Consider the following 16491-nt stretch of genomic DNA (forward strand, 5'->3'; position numbering starts at 1 on the left):
AAGTCTTCCTTCCTCTATTGGGTTAAGTCACTTTTTAGTAGATTAGGACTTCGCCGGAAGCTTAATTCCAACCAACTACTAACCTACTAAATTTTATCTACTTCAGATAGCCATCTCGTAAAATTCGACCAATTTATCAAGCAAAAAACGCCCTCTTAAAGCAGTCTATTGCTGCTCTAAGAGGGCTATTTTCTTGTTGTTGACGTTATTTTTCTACTAGTTCTGATCCGATGACTTCTTGCAGATAGTGTTTCACGTCTTCTCTCAAGTCGTCTCGTTTTAATGCGAAATCAATGGTTGCTTTAACAAACCCGAATTTGTCGCCAGTGTCGTAGCGTTGTCCGCTGAATTCACACGCAAGAACAGGTTGTTGTTGGTTCAGTTGTTTAATCGCGTCGGTGAGCTGTATTTCATTTCCGTCTCCTGGTGGTAGTGTTTCTAAAATGTCGAAGATCTCTGGTCGTAGCACATAACGCCCCATCGCTGCATAGTTCGATGGGGCATCTGCATATGGTGGCTTTTCCACGAGATTCTCTACATGAATAACACCGTCTTGGATAGGATTCCCTTTTGGAGCTACTATCCCATATTTTGAAACATCTTCATCGGGTACTTGTTGCACACCAACAACAGATGACGAATACCGTTCGTATACGTCAATGAGCTGACGGAGACATGGCGTTTCTGATTTAACAATATCGTCTCCCAATAGAACGGCGAATGGTTCATTGCCAATAAAGCGGCTTGCACAATGAATGGCATGCCCAAGTCCTTTCGGTTCTTTTTGACGTATGTAATGAATATTCGCAAGGGATGAAATGCGCTGAATCTCGTCAAGCATCTCTATCTTCTGTTTCTTGAGTAATGTTTCTTCCAATTCGTATGATTTATCAAAATGGTCTTCGATCGCACGTTTCCCTCGTCCGGAAACGATAATAATGTCTTCAATACCAGATGCAATCGCTTCTTCCACAATATACTGAATCGTTGGCTTATCAACAATAGGCAGCATCTCCTTCGGCTGCGCTTTCGTCGCCGGCAAAAAACGAGTCCCCAAACCCGCCGCCGGAATAATCGCCTTCCTAACCCTCATATCCAAAACCCCCAAACCTACCTGTAGTCTTTATCTTTGTAAGCTTATTATCGAAAAGAGTGAACTAGTGATCACAGTTACACGAAGCGAAAGGAGGTTGACTCCTGCGGGAACAGCGCGAGCCGAAAATCCCGCAAGCAGTGACTTTCTGCCGAGGAAGTTGAGGCCGTGCCCGCGGAAAGCAACCCGCCTGTAGCGACTTGTATGTAGTCCCTACTTACCCCATTTCTGTAAGTACTCTTTCTTTTTCTGTAAAATTCGCTATATTTACTAAAGTTTCTCGCAAGTCTTCCGATGTAATACGTGTGTAGTTCTCCAGCACATGCATGTAATACGCTTCTTCGATCTCTGGTGTTTTCCCGATATGAATCTTCGGATAAATCTGCTCGGGATAGACTTCGTCGTCTTTCAATAGTTCTTCGTACATTTTCTCGCCAGGCCGAATACCGGAGTATTGGATACCAATCTCTTCGATACTACACCCGGAGAGCTTGATCAAGTTCTTGGCAAGATCGACAATTTTAACAGGTTCGCCCATGTCGAGGACGAAGATTTCGCCGCCTTTCGCAAGTGCTCCTGCTTGAATAACAAGACGTGAGGCTTCCGGAATCGTCATGAAGTAACGTGTCATTTCCGGGTGGGTAACTGTGACGGGTCCCCCAGCCTGGATCTGCTTTTTGAATAGCGGAATGACACTGCCACGGCTTCCGAGTACATTACCGAAGCGGACAGAGACGAATTTCGTTGAGCTTGTTTTGTTCATGTGCTGGACGACCATTTCGGCAATCCGTTTCGTCGCCCCCATGACGCTTGTCGGATTGACCGCTTTGTCGCTTGAGATCATGACAAAAGTTTCTGTCCCGTTTTTGTGAGCAGCTTCGGCAACATTTTTCGTGCCGATGACATTATTTTTAACCGCTTCTTCTGGATTTCTTTCCATTAACGGTACATGCTTGTGTGCCGCTGCATGAAAGACGACGTCTGGGTGCTCTTTTGAGAATATAAATTGCATTTTGTCTTTATCTTTAATATCACTGATTTCTGTCATAATTTCTGTAGGACTGTCTTGTTGCTTCAGTTCCATTTCAATGTCATAAATACTGTTTTCTCCGTGCCCTAATAAAATAAGACGCGCGGGCTGGAACTTCATGATTTGCCGGCAAATTTCTGAGCCGATCGATCCACCAGCGCCGGTAACGAGTACTGTTTTCCCAGTGATAGAGTCCGCAATGTTATCGATGTCGAGCTCGACTGGTTCACGTCCGAGCAGATCTTCAACTTGAACGTCACGGAACTGACTGACGGATACTTTTCCGCTTAATAAGTCTTCCATGAGTGGCAAGATCTGTGTGCGTACCCCTGTTTTAATACATTGTTCGTAGATTCGCTGTAAGTCTGCTTTTTTCATCGATGGAATCGCGATTACAATGTGCTGGATGTGTGCATGTTTCACAACTTTTTGCACGTCATGGACGGTCCCTTCTACGGGCAACCCCATAATTTCTAAATGCTGTTTCGTCATGTCATCGTCGACAAACGCAACCGGCCACAGTTCACTGTCTTTACTATGTAGCATTTGCCGTGCGATCATCGTGCCTGCACTGCCCGCACCAATAATGAGTGTCCGCTTTTTGTTTTTGCTCGATGTCATATATGTATCGCGGAACATCCGCCACGCAAAACGCGCACCGCCGATGAATAGGATATGAAGCATCCACGTAATAATCAGCGTACGGCTGTGCAACGTCGTGAAAACAATGATCTGCATCAAACCGGTGGTTGCGATCGAAAGTGATACGGCTTTGAAGATTTCAATCAACTCATTGATACTCGCGTACTGCCACACCCGTTTATAAAGTTTGAATAAGTGCGCATACAAATGATGTGAAATGACGAGTGTGAGTGAGCTCGCAAAGATGATCGGCATACCGATGTAGTTCGTATCGTAAATCAAATATCCCCCAATAAACACTGCAGACATGACAATAAATGTATCAATTCCCATGAGCGCGAGCAGGCGCTTCCCGTATGTCATGGTCTTGTTCCTCCTATTCAAAAAAACTTCAGTTCCTCTATTGATTACTCACTGAAGTAAAACCCATTACCTATTCCTATCCCCTTTATGTATCTTTCTATTTTGATGATTCTGAATGATTGTTGCGTAAGTGAAAAGCCGCTCCTATGATTGTAAGATGGTGTTTTCTCCCGTAAACGTATCCTCTCTGGACAGAACAATTTGGCTTGTTCTGCCAAGACAGAATACGTTATATAATTATTATTCCTCTTAAATAATAAATAGGAGGCATCTAACCTCTCCTCACACCGCGCTATTGACAACGGGCGTCTAAGGCATGCTTTCTGGAAAGCAGCCCACAGCACGGCCGAGTGCTCGTAATGATACCGGTGTAACGAGCGTTACCTGGTGCCCCCTCTAACAAGGAACGGTGTCTTGCTGTTCGTTCATCCAAATGAGAAAACAAGGTGTATGCGGGTCTCTCGTTTCCTCTACGTTGTCTTCCAGGACAATCGGAATTCCCACAGCCTCTGCCATATCGAGGTCTATGTGTCCGTCTCCACTCTTCTGTGTGATGACATATTCATATGTATCCCGTTCGTCCTCTTTTTCTCGTAGATAGATGGACTGAATGTGTTCTTTCTGATACTTGTACACTTGTTCAAACTCAAACCAGCCGATATAACGGCGTACGATGTATTGAACATCTGCATAGAAAGGGTGTTCCGGGTTGGCTTGATAGAATTTGCGGTTTCCTTCTTCGCTACGGGTTAATAGCCCGCAGTCTGTCAGTCGATTTAATTCCACACGGACGGCATTCGTGGAATCCCCAAATTCCTTTGCCAGTTCCCGCAAGTACGCTTCCGTTCCTTCATAAACGAAAAACTTCACTAATAATCGCAGTCTTGTCTTGGATGTAATGAGATGTTGTAACATGATGTTCCCCCTGATCCCATTCGACGAATGACTTCACTTATTGTAAAAAAATGTAAGTAAATGTTATGTTTACATCTTAATTTTCTTGGGTATAGAAGTCAATAAACAATTTCGTCAAATGGAAATTTTTTTAATTAACAAAAACAACAGTGTGTTCAGACGCTTCAGGGCATGCGTCCCTGAGCGTCTGTCCGATAGACCAATAGCTTTAAAAGAGCCCCATAATCCGTTTCTTTTTTATTCTCTCTGGCCGGTCGACGAGGACGCTTTTGTTTTCAAGGATGCGGGCGGCATTTAATTGAAACGTTTCCATATAATGTGCCCCGATCTCATCGGCAACCACATCATACCCTCGTTTCAAATCAAATGGCCGAGACCCTGCATTGTGCGCGTCCGATGACATGAAGTGAGTCAAATGGTGTGTGATTAATTGTTCGGTGAATCGGCGAACTCGTTTGCTGCTTCGGTTCAAGATCGAACGAGCCGTAATTTGTGTTAACGCGCCGTTCTTCACGAACTGATACAGCTTTTCCGGCTGCTCAACAAATGTTTTGTTCCGTTCTGGATGCACGATGATCGGTACATACCCTTCCATCTGGATATCGAAAAACAATTGTTTCGCATACGCCGGTACTTCGACAGACGGAAACTCAATAAATACATAACGACTGTGATGGAGCGTAATGGCAGTACCATCGCGCAGCTCGTCCAACAAGTCACCATGAATTCGATTTTCCTGGCCAGCCAGCACCGTGAGGGGAACGCCTTTTGCTTTTAACTCTTGGTTGAAGCTGTGTACCAATGGCAAAATCGCATCCCCCGGATTGGTAAAAGCGCCATTTCGATGATGCGGTGTCGCAACAACCGTCGATACCCCATTCGCTGCTGCAGATGCCGCGACATCTAGCGCTTCCTCCACTGACTGCGGTCCGTCATCGATCCCCGGCAAGATATGCGTATGAAGATCAATCAATCGCACCCCTCCCCCAGTGACTAACGACTCACCCATGACATGACTACGTTGGGCCTATCATCATGATTGTTACTAGCATCCTACCACGAATTTCCAAATATGGGAATAATATTTGTCTAATTTGTGAATAAAAGTTTTGTCGATTGGTGCGGAATTGGAAATTCATGGTACAAATTACCTGTTTGCTAGTGTTATAATCCTACTACACCAAACGCAACACTAACGTTACAAAGCGAAAAGCGGAAGCATTTACGGAAGTTCGACTAAGAACGTCACGTCCTGTGACAACGTCGAACTGACCCACTTCCTGTGGGCCCGCGTCAGGTTCATCTGTCCTTGCCACAGGCCATCCCGATGGCCGGAGGTGAGGACGATGAAACCCCGAGCGGCTAGGCGCTGAAGCTGGACATTGAGAAAGGCGAAGGCATTTAAGGAAGTTCGACTAAGTACGTCACGTCCTGTGACAACGTCGAACTGACCCACTTCCTGTGGGCCCACGACAGGTTCTGGAGGGCCAGCAAAGAAAGCCGCTTTTTGCTTTCTTTGCTGAAGTGGACGATCGGCTAAGTACGTTCCATCCGTGGAACAACGCCGAACTGGCTTGCACAGGAGGTGCTGACTTCTGCGTTGCGAACAGGACGTTCGCGCACTTAGCAGAAGATCATTTGCTTATGGGCCTCCGAGTGGCTGGACGCCGTAGCTAGACATGGAAAAGCGAATACTTCTTGTAAAGTTCGGTTGATAAAATTACATTATGCGGGTCTTTTCTACGTAGACTGCCACTCGTTGGTGCGAGCCCCTGAATCGCTAGCTTACATACATTGTGCTACCCTACTTTTTAATAAAGAATGTTTTCGAAGAACAACAGGAACATTGAAGAGCCTTTCTTATAGTAGTCTATAACTTATTCGCAGTATTTTTTCTTGATAGCTCTTCTGAGGTTTGTGAATAGGAGGGAATGAAGTTTGCCGTTTCTTGATAAGGATGGGACGAAGATCTATTATGTGTCCGAGCGGGCGTTGAACCCTGACAGTCGTGAAACGATCGTCTTCATTCATACGAATATTTCTGACCACACGATCTATGATTCTATCGTTTCTCGTTTGAGAGTGAACTATCATACAGTGCTTTATGATTTGCGTGGGTATGGGAAAAGTGACCGGGGGGATGCTGCTTTTTCTTTCGATACGTATGTCGATGATTTGCGTTTTCTTATTGATTCGCTGGATCTCGGCCCGGTTTATTTGGTCAGTATGGGGTTTAGCTCGTTACTTGCGTTGAAGTACACGCAAATACATGAGGATATGGTCAAAAAGAATGTACTCATTTCGATGGTATTTTTCCCGGAGGAATCAGTGTCTTCTGTGCGGAGACACCGGAGACAGCTTCTTCTCGGTGGACGGTCGACGCCGTTGGTGGACTACATCACCAAAATGTCTACCGTGTTAAAACCGGAACAGGAGGGCTACCGAAAGCTGCGACGCCTCATCTGGAATGTGGACTTTTCATTGTATGAAGAGATTATGGATTTTACAATCAGTACGGATCCTACTCCCTTCATGCGAGCGATCCGTACCCCTTCGTTTGTCTTGTCGGGCGAAAAAGAAGCATTGTTTCCGACAAATTTGCTTGCGTTTAATGCTATTTATTTAAAACAGTTCCAGTATGCGGCTATACCGAATGCGTCCTCGTTTATTATGCTCGATCAGCCAGACTTAACAGCTTCTATGATTGAAGAGTTTTTTCGCTCCGCTCCGGAAGAGATACATAAACAGGATGAGTTTGTTCATTTCATGCATGAAAATATCCGTCGCTACTCGAGAGACATCTACCTGGAGGGGAAAAATCAGCAGAATGTGAATACGATCCACGTCGATCTGTTGCATGCCTTCCGGGTCAACGTGAACGGGAAAACGATCACGAAAGGGTGGAATCAACGGTATGCGAAGCAGATTTTAGTATACTTGTTGTTTCACCAAACGGCCACCCGGGATAATATGTGTGAAAAACTGTGGCCGGAAGTACCGCTCATGACCGCGAAACGAAACTTACGGGTGTATCTGTCTCACTTGAAACGCGTGCTCCATTCTTTTCCGACGAAAGAACCCGTGCTTGTGATTGACCGGGAACACATTTTTCTGAATGGCCGTGTGACAAGTGACGCTCTTTCTTTCGTTAAGGGAACGGAGTCGGCCATGGCGGAAGCAAATGACCATCGTAAGTATGAAAAAATCACCCATTTGCTGAGCCAGCTTTCCTCTCGGGACTACTTGACCGAAGTGTACGATGACTGGTTTCTCGACATGCGCAAGCAGCAAGAATACCGCCTCGTCCAGCTCGTTACGTGGCTCGGGGAATGGCTTTGGAAGCAAGACCGCGGGACGGACGCGATCAACCGGCTCAGCCAAGTCGTCGCTTTGTTTGAAGACAATGAACCGATTTTTGACACGCTTATCTGGTTGTGTCAGAAACGGGGCGACCATAAGCAAGCCGCGTACTGGGAACAGGAGAAAGAAAAAGCATATGGGTTTTGGTGAGCAGGTTGGAGTTGCCGCAGGGCCGGTACTAGCGAGACCGAACACTACATGATACACATGCTACCCCCGTCCTCTCGCAGGATCGGGGGTTTTCGTATAATGCTATCCTTCCATATTCAGCTTATCTTTTTGGTAATCTTCTTTCCATAATTCGATATATTCGTTGGCATTCTCGACTGTTTCTTTTTTCTCTTCCTCTGTTAGCTCTCGCACTACCTTGGCCGGAACCCCGACCGCGAGAGACCCTTTCGGAATTCGTTTTCCGGGCGGCACCAACGCTCCGGCAGCGACTTGGGCCCCTGTCTCCACGACGGCTCCGTCCAGAACCGTCGCCCCCATTCCGACCAGAGCATAATCTTCTATGGTACAGGCGTGAAGAATGACACCATGACCAATCGTTACTTTCTTTCCAATGATGACCGGATCTTCATTGGTGACATGGCATATGGAGCCGTCTTGTACGTTGCTCCCTTCTCCTACTTCGATATAATTGCCATCATCTCCACGAAGAACTGCCGTCGGCCAAATGCTTACATCTTTCGCCAGTCTGACATCTCCCATGACTTGGGCACTTTCATCCACATATGTTTCCGAATGAATCGATGGTATTCTCCCTTTCAAATGTCTGATCATGACTTTCCCTCCTATCCTACTCCCCTGTAAACACAGGCTTCTCTTTATTAAAAAAGGCTTCAATGGCATGCTTATGGTCTCTTGTTGACTGACACTTGATGAAGCGCCCTATTTCATCTTCCATCGCACCGTCCCAGTCCTCATCAAAAGCACGATGGATCGATTCTTTCACGTTTGCCACGGCGACCGGCGCGCGGGAAGCGATTTTTTCTGCCAGCTGTTTCGCTTCCTCTAATAGATTATCTTGAGGAACGACTTTATAAGCTAATCCTGCCTTGTCCGCTTCTTCCGCGGTGAGGGTGTTTCCTGATAAGAGGATTTCCTTCGCTTTTGCCATTCCTACTAAACGAACAAGCCGTGTCGGTCCGACAACCAGTCCTACTTTTACGCCTGCCGCACATAGCTTGGCGTTATCGGAGAGCAAACGGATATCCGCTGCCAGTGCGAGTTCTAATCCTCCTCCAAACGCGTAGCCATTCACGGCTGCGATCACAGGCTGAGGCATTTCATTCAAAATATCATAGTTCCGGTTATCCTCTTTGATGAACTGGTACACCGTTTCGTCATCCAGTTCCCCTTCTTCATTTAAATCGGCACCCGCACAAAAAGCGCGGTCCCCGCTCCCTGTAATAATTATGGCACGGACCTCTTTGTTTGTTTTCAAGCCTTCCATAAAAGGCACAAACTCTTCCCGAAACTCCTTCGTTAATATGTTCATGGGAGGGTTATTTATTTCTATGACACAAACGTAATTTTCTATTTTATATGATACGTGGTTCATTGGTGATCACTCCTTCAAATTTAAGTAGGAAGAGGGAGAAAGAGCAGCCGTTCAAAAATGAGATGAATGAATAATAGAGTTGCTCCTGCCACAATGAAAGCTGTGTACCATTTAATTTCACGGTAAAAGAGGAGCATGGCAACTACATATATGAACGTGGCTGGAAAGAAACCAATCATAGGGTATACAGCTAGATATATCAGGGTCACTACTATAAAAAACAGCCCCCGCAGTAACATAGCTTTCGTGATGGGAGTCTCGTTTTTTTCTCCTCTCTGCTTTTGTCTATATGCTTGGACTATACATAAAATGGATAATAGTAACAGACCAAAACCTAGCAAAAGAGGAAAGGTTCTAGAAGAATTTAACCAATGCTGTCCTGCAGGAAGTTGGAAAGCTTGCATAAGATACAGCAAGCTTATCACTCCCATAAACACTCCTAATCCCAAGTCTTTTTTGCTCACGACGTTTCACTTCCTTTATTCAGGCCTTTGAATACCAACCTCTTCTGGTGAACGCTTGCCCGTTCCAATGTCCCATAATAGCCAACTCGTTATTTCCGTTGTTTCTTTTGTATACTCTTGCGGATCATCCACATCTATCATAACGATGGCACCTTCTTCAGCAAACTTCTTAAATTCTTCTGATTGAAGCGCTTTATTGTAAACTTCACGCAGTTTTTCTACAATTGGCTCAGGAGTTCCAGCTTTTACTGCAGGCCCCCACCATGTTCCTTCAGGCGCGTAAGCCTCAAGTTCTTCAACGAAATCAGTAACTGGAGGGATTGTTCCATAATCAGGAACTTCAAATCCTTCTTTGTCCATAACAGCTAATGATTCGGCTTCTCCTGACTGTAACAAATCAACTACTTCATTTACGCCACTTATTGAAAAATCAACTTCCCCTCTTAACGTGGCCATTGCCGCATTTGAACCTGATTCATAAGTGATGATTTCAGATTCCCCTTCAACTACGCTATTCACAATTTCTGCAGTTAAGTGCCATGGGTCTCCTACCCCTGCTACACCAATAGTGGCATCTCCCTCTTGAAGTAAAGATACGATATCATCAAAGGTTTCTAATTCTGAATCAGGAGAGACAACAAAATTTGCAATACCCATCGTTCCTACTCCAACTTGTTCAAAATCCTTGTACGTTAAATCTGTCATTCCCATCGTTGGAAAAACACGTAATAGATCAGTCTGGAATAAAATAGTTTGCCCATCTGCTGGTTGTTCTGCTACATGTTCTAGGGCAAGTGCACTGGAGGCTCCTGGCATATTTCGGACCGCTACATTTACACCCAGCTCTTCTTGGAATATAGGCTGGAGCATGCGCGCCATTGTATCTGTTCCGCCTCCTTCTCCAAATCCTACGATGATTTCAATCGGTCCATCTGGATAGCCTTCCGCGGCATTTTCACTATTTTCACCACTATCACTTGTCGATGCTTCCCCTTCTTCATTCGCACCTCCACAAGCCACGCTGACAAAAACCAAGAGTATAAATAATAACAAACTTATGAACTTTTTCATTTTTTTTCACCCTTTCTTCTTGTTAGGAATTCCCAAATAAGCGCTTTCTCTTAGCGGCAAACCAATTCTTCACTTTCTCACTTTGGAACAAAAATACTAGGACAATTAAAATCAACAACAGCAAACTTAGCGGCCTTGTTACAAATGGTAAAAAGGAGTAGTCGGCACTCAGCATTGCTCTACGAAAGTTTTGTTCCGCCATTAATCCTAGTATTAAACCTAGAACAAGAGGCGGCGCAGCCATCCCAAACATTCTCATAAAGTAACCGATAATCCCGAAAGCAAACATCACTAGGATGTCAAACGGACGATTGTTTACTGCAAAGGTTCCAATGATACTGATAACGACTATGACGGTTAATACTGTACTTTTCGGAAGCAAAAGCACTTTCTGAAAGACAGAAGTAAATAATAACCCAAAGATCAACATCATTGCCGCAGAGATAACGAGAATAAAAAACACTTCGTATACGATCGTCGGGTTGGATACGGTCAACTTCGGTCCTGGTTGGAGACCATGGAGTAACAGCCCTCCCATGATTACCGCCGTTACCGAATCCCCGGGAATACCTAGAGTGAGCATCGGCACGTAAGACCCTGGAATACAGGCATTATTCGCTGTTTCTGAAGCTACTACTCCCTCTGGATTACCTTTACCAAATGACTCTTTATCCTTGCTTTTTCTTCGTGCCCAGTCATAAGAAACCCATGAGGCCACATCAGCACCAACCCCCGGCACGGATCCTACAAATGCTCCCACTACAGAAGACCTTCCTCCTAGAGGCAAGAACTTTTTAACTAACCTCCAAGGTGGGATTGTTGACTTAACGTTCTTTGATTTCAGAGGAGGCTTTAATTCCATTAGGGAGTGGATGATTTCTGTAATCCCGAACAAACCAATTAAAACAGCAATTAAGCTAAAACCATCCATGAGACTCGCTTCACCGAACGTAAACCTCTGATTCCCCGTAATGCTGTCCATCCCAACGGTGGCAAGCATCAACCCTAAAACCCCCGCCATGAGACCTTTGATCAGTGATCCTGAAGTTATATTTGCACTAATTAGGATCCCGAAGAAGGCTAACATGAAGTACTCCCATGAACCAAAATTCATACTAAGCTCAACAAGTAGAGGAGCGGCAACTAAAAAGATAACTGCAGCTATAACGGTGCCTAAAAAAGACTGAACGGTTGCTATCCCTCTAGCCAGACCCCCCTCCCCTTTTTGAGCCATCGGGTATCCATCAAGGGCTGTAGCTGCTGCTGCTGGAGTCCCGGGAATATTCAAAAATATGGCTGCTGTAGACCCACCATACGTACCACCAACGTGTAGAGCGATAATGAGGGTGACGGCTTCTAACCAATCCATCCCCCATGTAAACGAGATTAATAGAGATATCCCCATCGTCGTTGTTAATCCAGGTAAAGATCCTATCAATATTCCTGCTATCGTACCTATAACAAATAAAAGTAAGTGTTTTATAGTCAGCATGCTCCAGAGCGAATCTAATATTAAAGTTATATCTGGCACGCCATCCCCTCCACCTCTACAAAGCTTAGTCTAGAAAAATCTCTCGGTCTTTCATTAATAATTTACCGTCCACTTCTATCATTGGATCTCTCATTACTAAGTCACAGTGACCTGGAGCCCGAATACTACTTCCGAACGTAATACCGTTTCCGATGCCTATATGCATTGTGCCGAACTCCGCTTCATCTTCTGTTTGACCACCTCTACCGATCTTCGCTTTGGGATTCATACCCATTCCCATTTCCACGGCATGATAGACATTGGGATGATCATAGCTCGCTAGAAGTTCCTCAAGCATCTTCGCATCTTGACCACCTTCAATAGATACAATTTTGCCTTCTTCAAATGTTAGCTTGACTGGTTCCTCACAAGGGCGCCCTGGTACAATCGCTCCGTCTACATACATGACTCCCTCTGTTGAACCTTCAACCGGTGCTACTGCAGACTCTATACAAGGTGGTGGCGAAATGGATCCAGGCTCATGACATATACCTGTTTGCGGAACAGCATGACGACCACGAATATCCATTTTTATATCGCTGCCAAGAGCCGAACGAATACGGATTTCAGACCCTTCCTCTAATATCTTAGATAACTTGTCAATTTTTTTCTTTTGTTCTAAATAGTCTATATCGAGAGAACCGTCTAAGAAAATTTCCTCATTTGCATCCGGCATAAAAATTAAACGAGCTCCGGCATCACTAGCTGCCTTTCGTGCTGATGAATGATTTACGGAATACGTAGTAGGCGCAACAATGGCATCTGCAGCCTTCATTGCCTCTGCAATAATTCGAGGAGGCTCGTCCCCATGACGTGATGTTGGCATCATGATGGTCATTACTACCTCAGCTTCCATCTCTTCTCCCACCAACGAGAACATTTCACCTATTTCGGCTGTGTTAATGTCTGTAAGGATAAGCAAATTTTCCTTTGGTTGAACGTTCAGACACTGTTCTAAAATTTTCCGACATGATTTCATCATATACATCTTTTTAATGGCATCCATTTATATAACCTCTTTTCTTCTATCATTTTTCCACTTACAAACATAGGAGCTATTTAGAACTTAAACAGTTTCAGTTTTTGTAACGCTTTCAATCAAATCTTCACGACAGCCAATTTCTTGTAATACTTCACGTGTGTGTTCTCCCAACCGTGGAGCAGGCTTTGAGACTTGTCCAGGAGTTTTAGACAATTTAACCGGAACACCAAGTACTTTTTGGGTACCGGCTGTAGCATGTTCCACATTGACGACCATTTCCCGTGCTTGCGTATGTGGATCGCTAAGGGATTCTGGATACGTATTAATCGGGCCAGCCGGAATGCCTGCTTCCTCGAATTTTTCGAGCCAATATGCACGTGTTTGCTGACTCGTTTTTTCTTCGATCATAGATACAAAGATATCTAGATGTTGGATACGAGAAGCATCGTCTTTGAACCTCTCATCTTCGGCCATTTCTGGTCTGCCAATCAATTGGCAAAACACGGGATAATGGTGTGCTGTATCGGCCCCAACTGTGAAGTGGCCGTCACTTGCTTGAAAGGCCTGGTACGGAGCAGATAGCCTGTGTCCACTTCCCGTAGGCTCTGGCGTTTCGTCGGTATACCAATATTGAACACTTTCCCAAACGGATAGAGCGAGCCCCGTGTCAAAGAGAGATGCATCAATGAATTGTCCCTCTCCGCTTGTTTTTCTGGCGTATAGTGCGCTCAATATACCATACGTGGCAAACAAAGCTGCCCCGAGATCTGTAATCGGTAATCCGCATTTTACTGGATTACCGCCTCGTTCTCCGGTCACACTCATGATCCCTGTCATTCCTTGAGCGATGAGATCATAGCCGCCCCGGGACGAATACGGGCCGTACTGACCAAATCCAGAAATTGAGCAGTAAATGAGTCCAGGATTGATTTCTTTTAGCGTCTCGTAATCAATACCTAACCGTTTTACCACACCTGGCCGGTAGTTTTCAATGAGGACGTCTGCCTTGCGCGCAAGTTCATAGAGAACTTCTTTTCCTTCGTCTGATTTTAGGTTAAGGGTAATTCCTCTTTTATTCCGATTCACCGCCATATATGCGCCGCTTTCCCCTTCTACTTGCGGCGTCCAGTGGCGAGTATTTTCTCCTTTTGGAGGTTCTACTTTTATGACATCTGCACCCATATCCGCGAGCAACATCCCGCAATAAGGTCCTGCCATTACTTGGCTCAAATCTAGTACTGTTACATTTTCTAAAGCTTTCATGAATTTTCTCTCCTTCCATTTGATGTCCTTTATTTTGAGAGTCAGAGAGTTACCTACAAGATAATCTTTGAAGAATCACCTCTCTTAGTTACTAATAGGTAACAATGATAGTATACGTTTTAGATGCTTTTACTGACTTTTCGTTCACAAGTTATAATTGCAATAATTGTGCCAATTTGACATCACCTGTGAACCCACCTAGATTACAGCTTTTCTTTTTCGCCCGAGACTTTTAAGCTATAGAGAATGTGATATTTTTTGCACTTTGCGAAATAATATCATCTCTCAAATTAGAAAAAGCTATCCGCCGTTTGGTGGATAGCTTGTATTTAACGGTTTTTCGCATTTTGCAAATCAATTTTGCATTTCGCGAAGCTTTTTTAACTTATTTATTTTTCGGTAAAGTGTTGCTAAATTAATGCCGAGAGCTTCTGCTGCTTTCCGCTTCCCTTCCACTGTTTCCCCGTACTCCGATAACGCTTGTTCGATAAGCTTTTCTTCCATTTCTTCCAAGGTCATGATGGCATCCGTTGGTTGACTTGTCTCTCCATTCTTATCTTTTATTCTTGGAGGCAGGTACTCTGTCTTGACCCAAGGACCTATCGCCATATTTACCGCATACTCGACTGCGTTTTGGAGTTCCCGAATATTTCCGGGCCATGTATAGTCTTTTAGTATCCCTTCGGCTTCTTTCGTGAATCCTCGTATTGGTTTCTCTAATAACTCACTATAGTGTACCGCAAAATGATTCAAGAGCTTAGGAATATCCGAGACTCTTTCTTTCAGAGGCGGGATATGCAAAGGTATAACATTTAAGCGATAATACAGATCTTCTCGAAATTCCCCCGTCTCCACCATTTTCTCTAAATTCTTGTTCGTCGCAGCGACAATGCGAACGTTAATATCGACAACCTCATTCGATCCTACTCGTTCTACTCTTTTTTCTTCAAGCACACGAAGTATTTTCACTTGAAGGTGTAACGGCATATCGCCAATTTCATCAAGGAAGAGAGTACCTTCATTCGCCATTTCAAATTTACCAGGCTTCCCTTTTTTATTCGCGCCTGTAAACGCTCCTTCCGAATACCCAAATAGTTCACTTTCGAGCAAATGCTCCGGAATGGCGGCACAATTGATCGCTCGAAATGGTTTATCTGCACGCGGGCTTTCATGGTGAATGGAACGCGCGAAGAGTTCTTTCCCTGTCCCACTTTCCCCTAAAATAATGACCGTGGAATCGGTCTGCGCTACTTTTTTCGCTGTTTGTTTCGTACGAATAATAGAGTCGCTATCTCCGATAATCATGTCAAAACTTGATTTGTTATCATCCTCTGAAGTGATAGAGTACACTAAGTTTCTTACTTCATTGAGATCTTTAAAAGAAACCACTACACCAATGATATGGCTGTCGTGAATTAAAGGAGTCGCACTGCCCACTAATTGAATTTCAGTACCATCAATGACACTCGTTAACGGGTGATCATTATACCCCGTTCCTGTGGATAACACTTTCTGAATAGGAAGCTCTGGAAGAACATCTTCTATGTTTACACCGAGAGCCTCCTCTCGTTTCAATTGGAGCATCTTTTCTCCGGAACGATTTAATTCACTAATATAACCATTTTGGTCCAAGGCCAGGATCCCTTCATACATGGACTGAATAGATACTTCTAACATGCGAGAGGTCGATATATATTTTTTCAGGATCGTGCTGGACGTTATTTTATGACTAATTAAATCTGCCATTTTTTCCAAGTAATTAGAAAAAGCAGAATACTTTTGGCGAAATTCGGTCATTTGGTCGTTGGAGAAAGCGGTCAGACTGATGGCCCCAACGATCTCCCCCTCATGATACAACGGGAATGAGACGTCTGCCTTTTCGGGACAGTTCCCAACTAATTCACAGCTTTGACAGATCGAGTGAAAGCCGGGATTAAAATTAAAAACGGGCTCCTCCGTCCGAAACACTTCCCCTATAATATGCCCTCGTACGGTTTCCCCCACGCGCGCATGCTCTCCGCCCCCTGTCGACGTGACCACTCTTTTATTTCTATCGTATATAATAACCTCAATGTTAAGTACCGATTTAATAGCTTCTGCGACTAGATTCACTTCTTCTTGAACATCGAACAAAACAGAGCTCCCCATACGATCACCTTTTTAAAAAATTTAGAAATTAATTATATCATTTTTTAGTACATCGTGGGGAATGG

General features: G+C 44.5%; 13 protein-coding genes. 1 reads left to right on the forward strand and 12 read right to left on the reverse strand.

Features of this window, described 5'->3' with window-relative positions:
* Window positions 1-205: 205 nt before the first annotated feature.
* From galU to BM095_RS05610, 4 genes are all read right to left on the reverse strand, one after another.
* Window positions 206-1093 (reverse strand): UTP--glucose-1-phosphate uridylyltransferase GalU, encoded by an 888-nt coding sequence (gene galU / locus BM095_RS05595; RefSeq protein ID WP_091658679.1) that lies wholly within the window; start codon window positions 1091-1093, stop codon window positions 206-208.
* Window positions 1094-1310: 217 nt separating this feature from the next.
* Window positions 1311-3128: a polysaccharide biosynthesis protein gene (locus tag BM095_RS05600; protein WP_091658682.1), complete on the reverse strand. Its 1818-nt coding sequence runs from the start codon at window positions 3126-3128 to the stop codon at window positions 1311-1313.
* Window positions 3129-3524: 396 nt separating this feature from the next.
* Window positions 3525-4043 (reverse strand): winged helix-turn-helix domain-containing protein, encoded by a 519-nt coding sequence (locus BM095_RS05605; protein WP_091658684.1) that lies wholly within the window; start codon window positions 4041-4043, stop codon window positions 3525-3527.
* Window positions 4044-4251: 208 nt separating this feature from the next.
* Window positions 4252-5016 carry a tyrosine-protein phosphatase gene (locus tag BM095_RS05610; protein WP_091658688.1) on the reverse strand — a complete coding sequence of 255 codons (765 nt, stop codon included), beginning with the start codon at window positions 5014-5016 and terminating at the stop codon, window positions 4252-4254.
* 965 nt (window positions 5017-5981) lie between these two features.
* On the opposite strand from BM095_RS05610, the gene BM095_RS05615 reads away from it, so the two are divergent.
* A complete protein-coding gene (locus BM095_RS05615) occupies window positions 5982-7553 on the forward strand; it encodes an alpha/beta hydrolase (protein ID WP_091658691.1) in 1572 nt (523 codons plus the stop codon).
* A 102-nt stretch (window positions 7554-7655) separates the two neighbouring features.
* Here the strand turns inward: BM095_RS05615 and BM095_RS05620 are convergent, their stop codons facing one another.
* From BM095_RS05620 to BM095_RS05655, 8 genes are all read right to left on the reverse strand, one after another.
* The gene (locus BM095_RS05620; RefSeq protein ID WP_091658694.1) at window positions 7656-8186 is read right to left on the reverse strand and encodes a gamma carbonic anhydrase family protein; all 531 of its coding nucleotides are present in this window, start codon (window positions 8184-8186) and stop codon (window positions 7656-7658) included.
* A gap of 16 nt (window positions 8187-8202) precedes the next feature.
* Window positions 8203-8967, reverse strand: a complete 765-nt coding sequence (locus BM095_RS05625) for an enoyl-CoA hydratase/isomerase family protein (protein ID WP_091658696.1) — start codon at window positions 8965-8967, stop codon at window positions 8203-8205.
* A gap of 20 nt (window positions 8968-8987) precedes the next feature.
* On the reverse strand, window positions 8988-9431 hold the full coding sequence (locus BM095_RS05630; RefSeq protein ID WP_091658699.1) for a tripartite tricarboxylate transporter TctB family protein: 444 nt from the start codon (window positions 9429-9431) through the stop codon (window positions 8988-8990).
* A gap of 15 nt (window positions 9432-9446) precedes the next feature.
* The gene (locus BM095_RS05635) at window positions 9447-10502 is read right to left on the reverse strand and encodes a Bug family tripartite tricarboxylate transporter substrate binding protein (protein ID WP_091658701.1); all 1056 of its coding nucleotides are present in this window, start codon (window positions 10500-10502) and stop codon (window positions 9447-9449) included.
* A gap of 22 nt (window positions 10503-10524) precedes the next feature.
* A complete protein-coding gene (locus BM095_RS05640) occupies window positions 10525-12033 on the reverse strand; it encodes a tripartite tricarboxylate transporter permease (RefSeq protein ID WP_091658704.1) in 1509 nt (502 codons plus the stop codon).
* Between the two features lie 25 nt (window positions 12034-12058).
* On the reverse strand, window positions 12059-13039 hold the full coding sequence (locus BM095_RS05645; protein WP_091658706.1) for an aminopeptidase: 981 nt from the start codon (window positions 13037-13039) through the stop codon (window positions 12059-12061).
* A 60-nt stretch (window positions 13040-13099) separates the two neighbouring features.
* Window positions 13100-14278, reverse strand: a complete 1179-nt coding sequence (locus BM095_RS05650) for a CaiB/BaiF CoA transferase family protein (RefSeq protein WP_091658709.1) — start codon at window positions 14276-14278, stop codon at window positions 13100-13102.
* Between the two features lie 354 nt (window positions 14279-14632).
* A complete protein-coding gene (locus BM095_RS05655) occupies window positions 14633-16426 on the reverse strand; it encodes a sigma-54-dependent Fis family transcriptional regulator (RefSeq protein ID WP_091658711.1) in 1794 nt (597 codons plus the stop codon).
* Window positions 16427-16491 lie beyond the last annotated feature (65 nt).

This window comes from Alteribacillus iranensis (genome assembly GCF_900113025.1).
Classification (GTDB): Bacteria; Bacillota; Bacilli; order Bacillales; family Marinococcaceae; genus Alteribacillus_A; species Alteribacillus_A iranensis.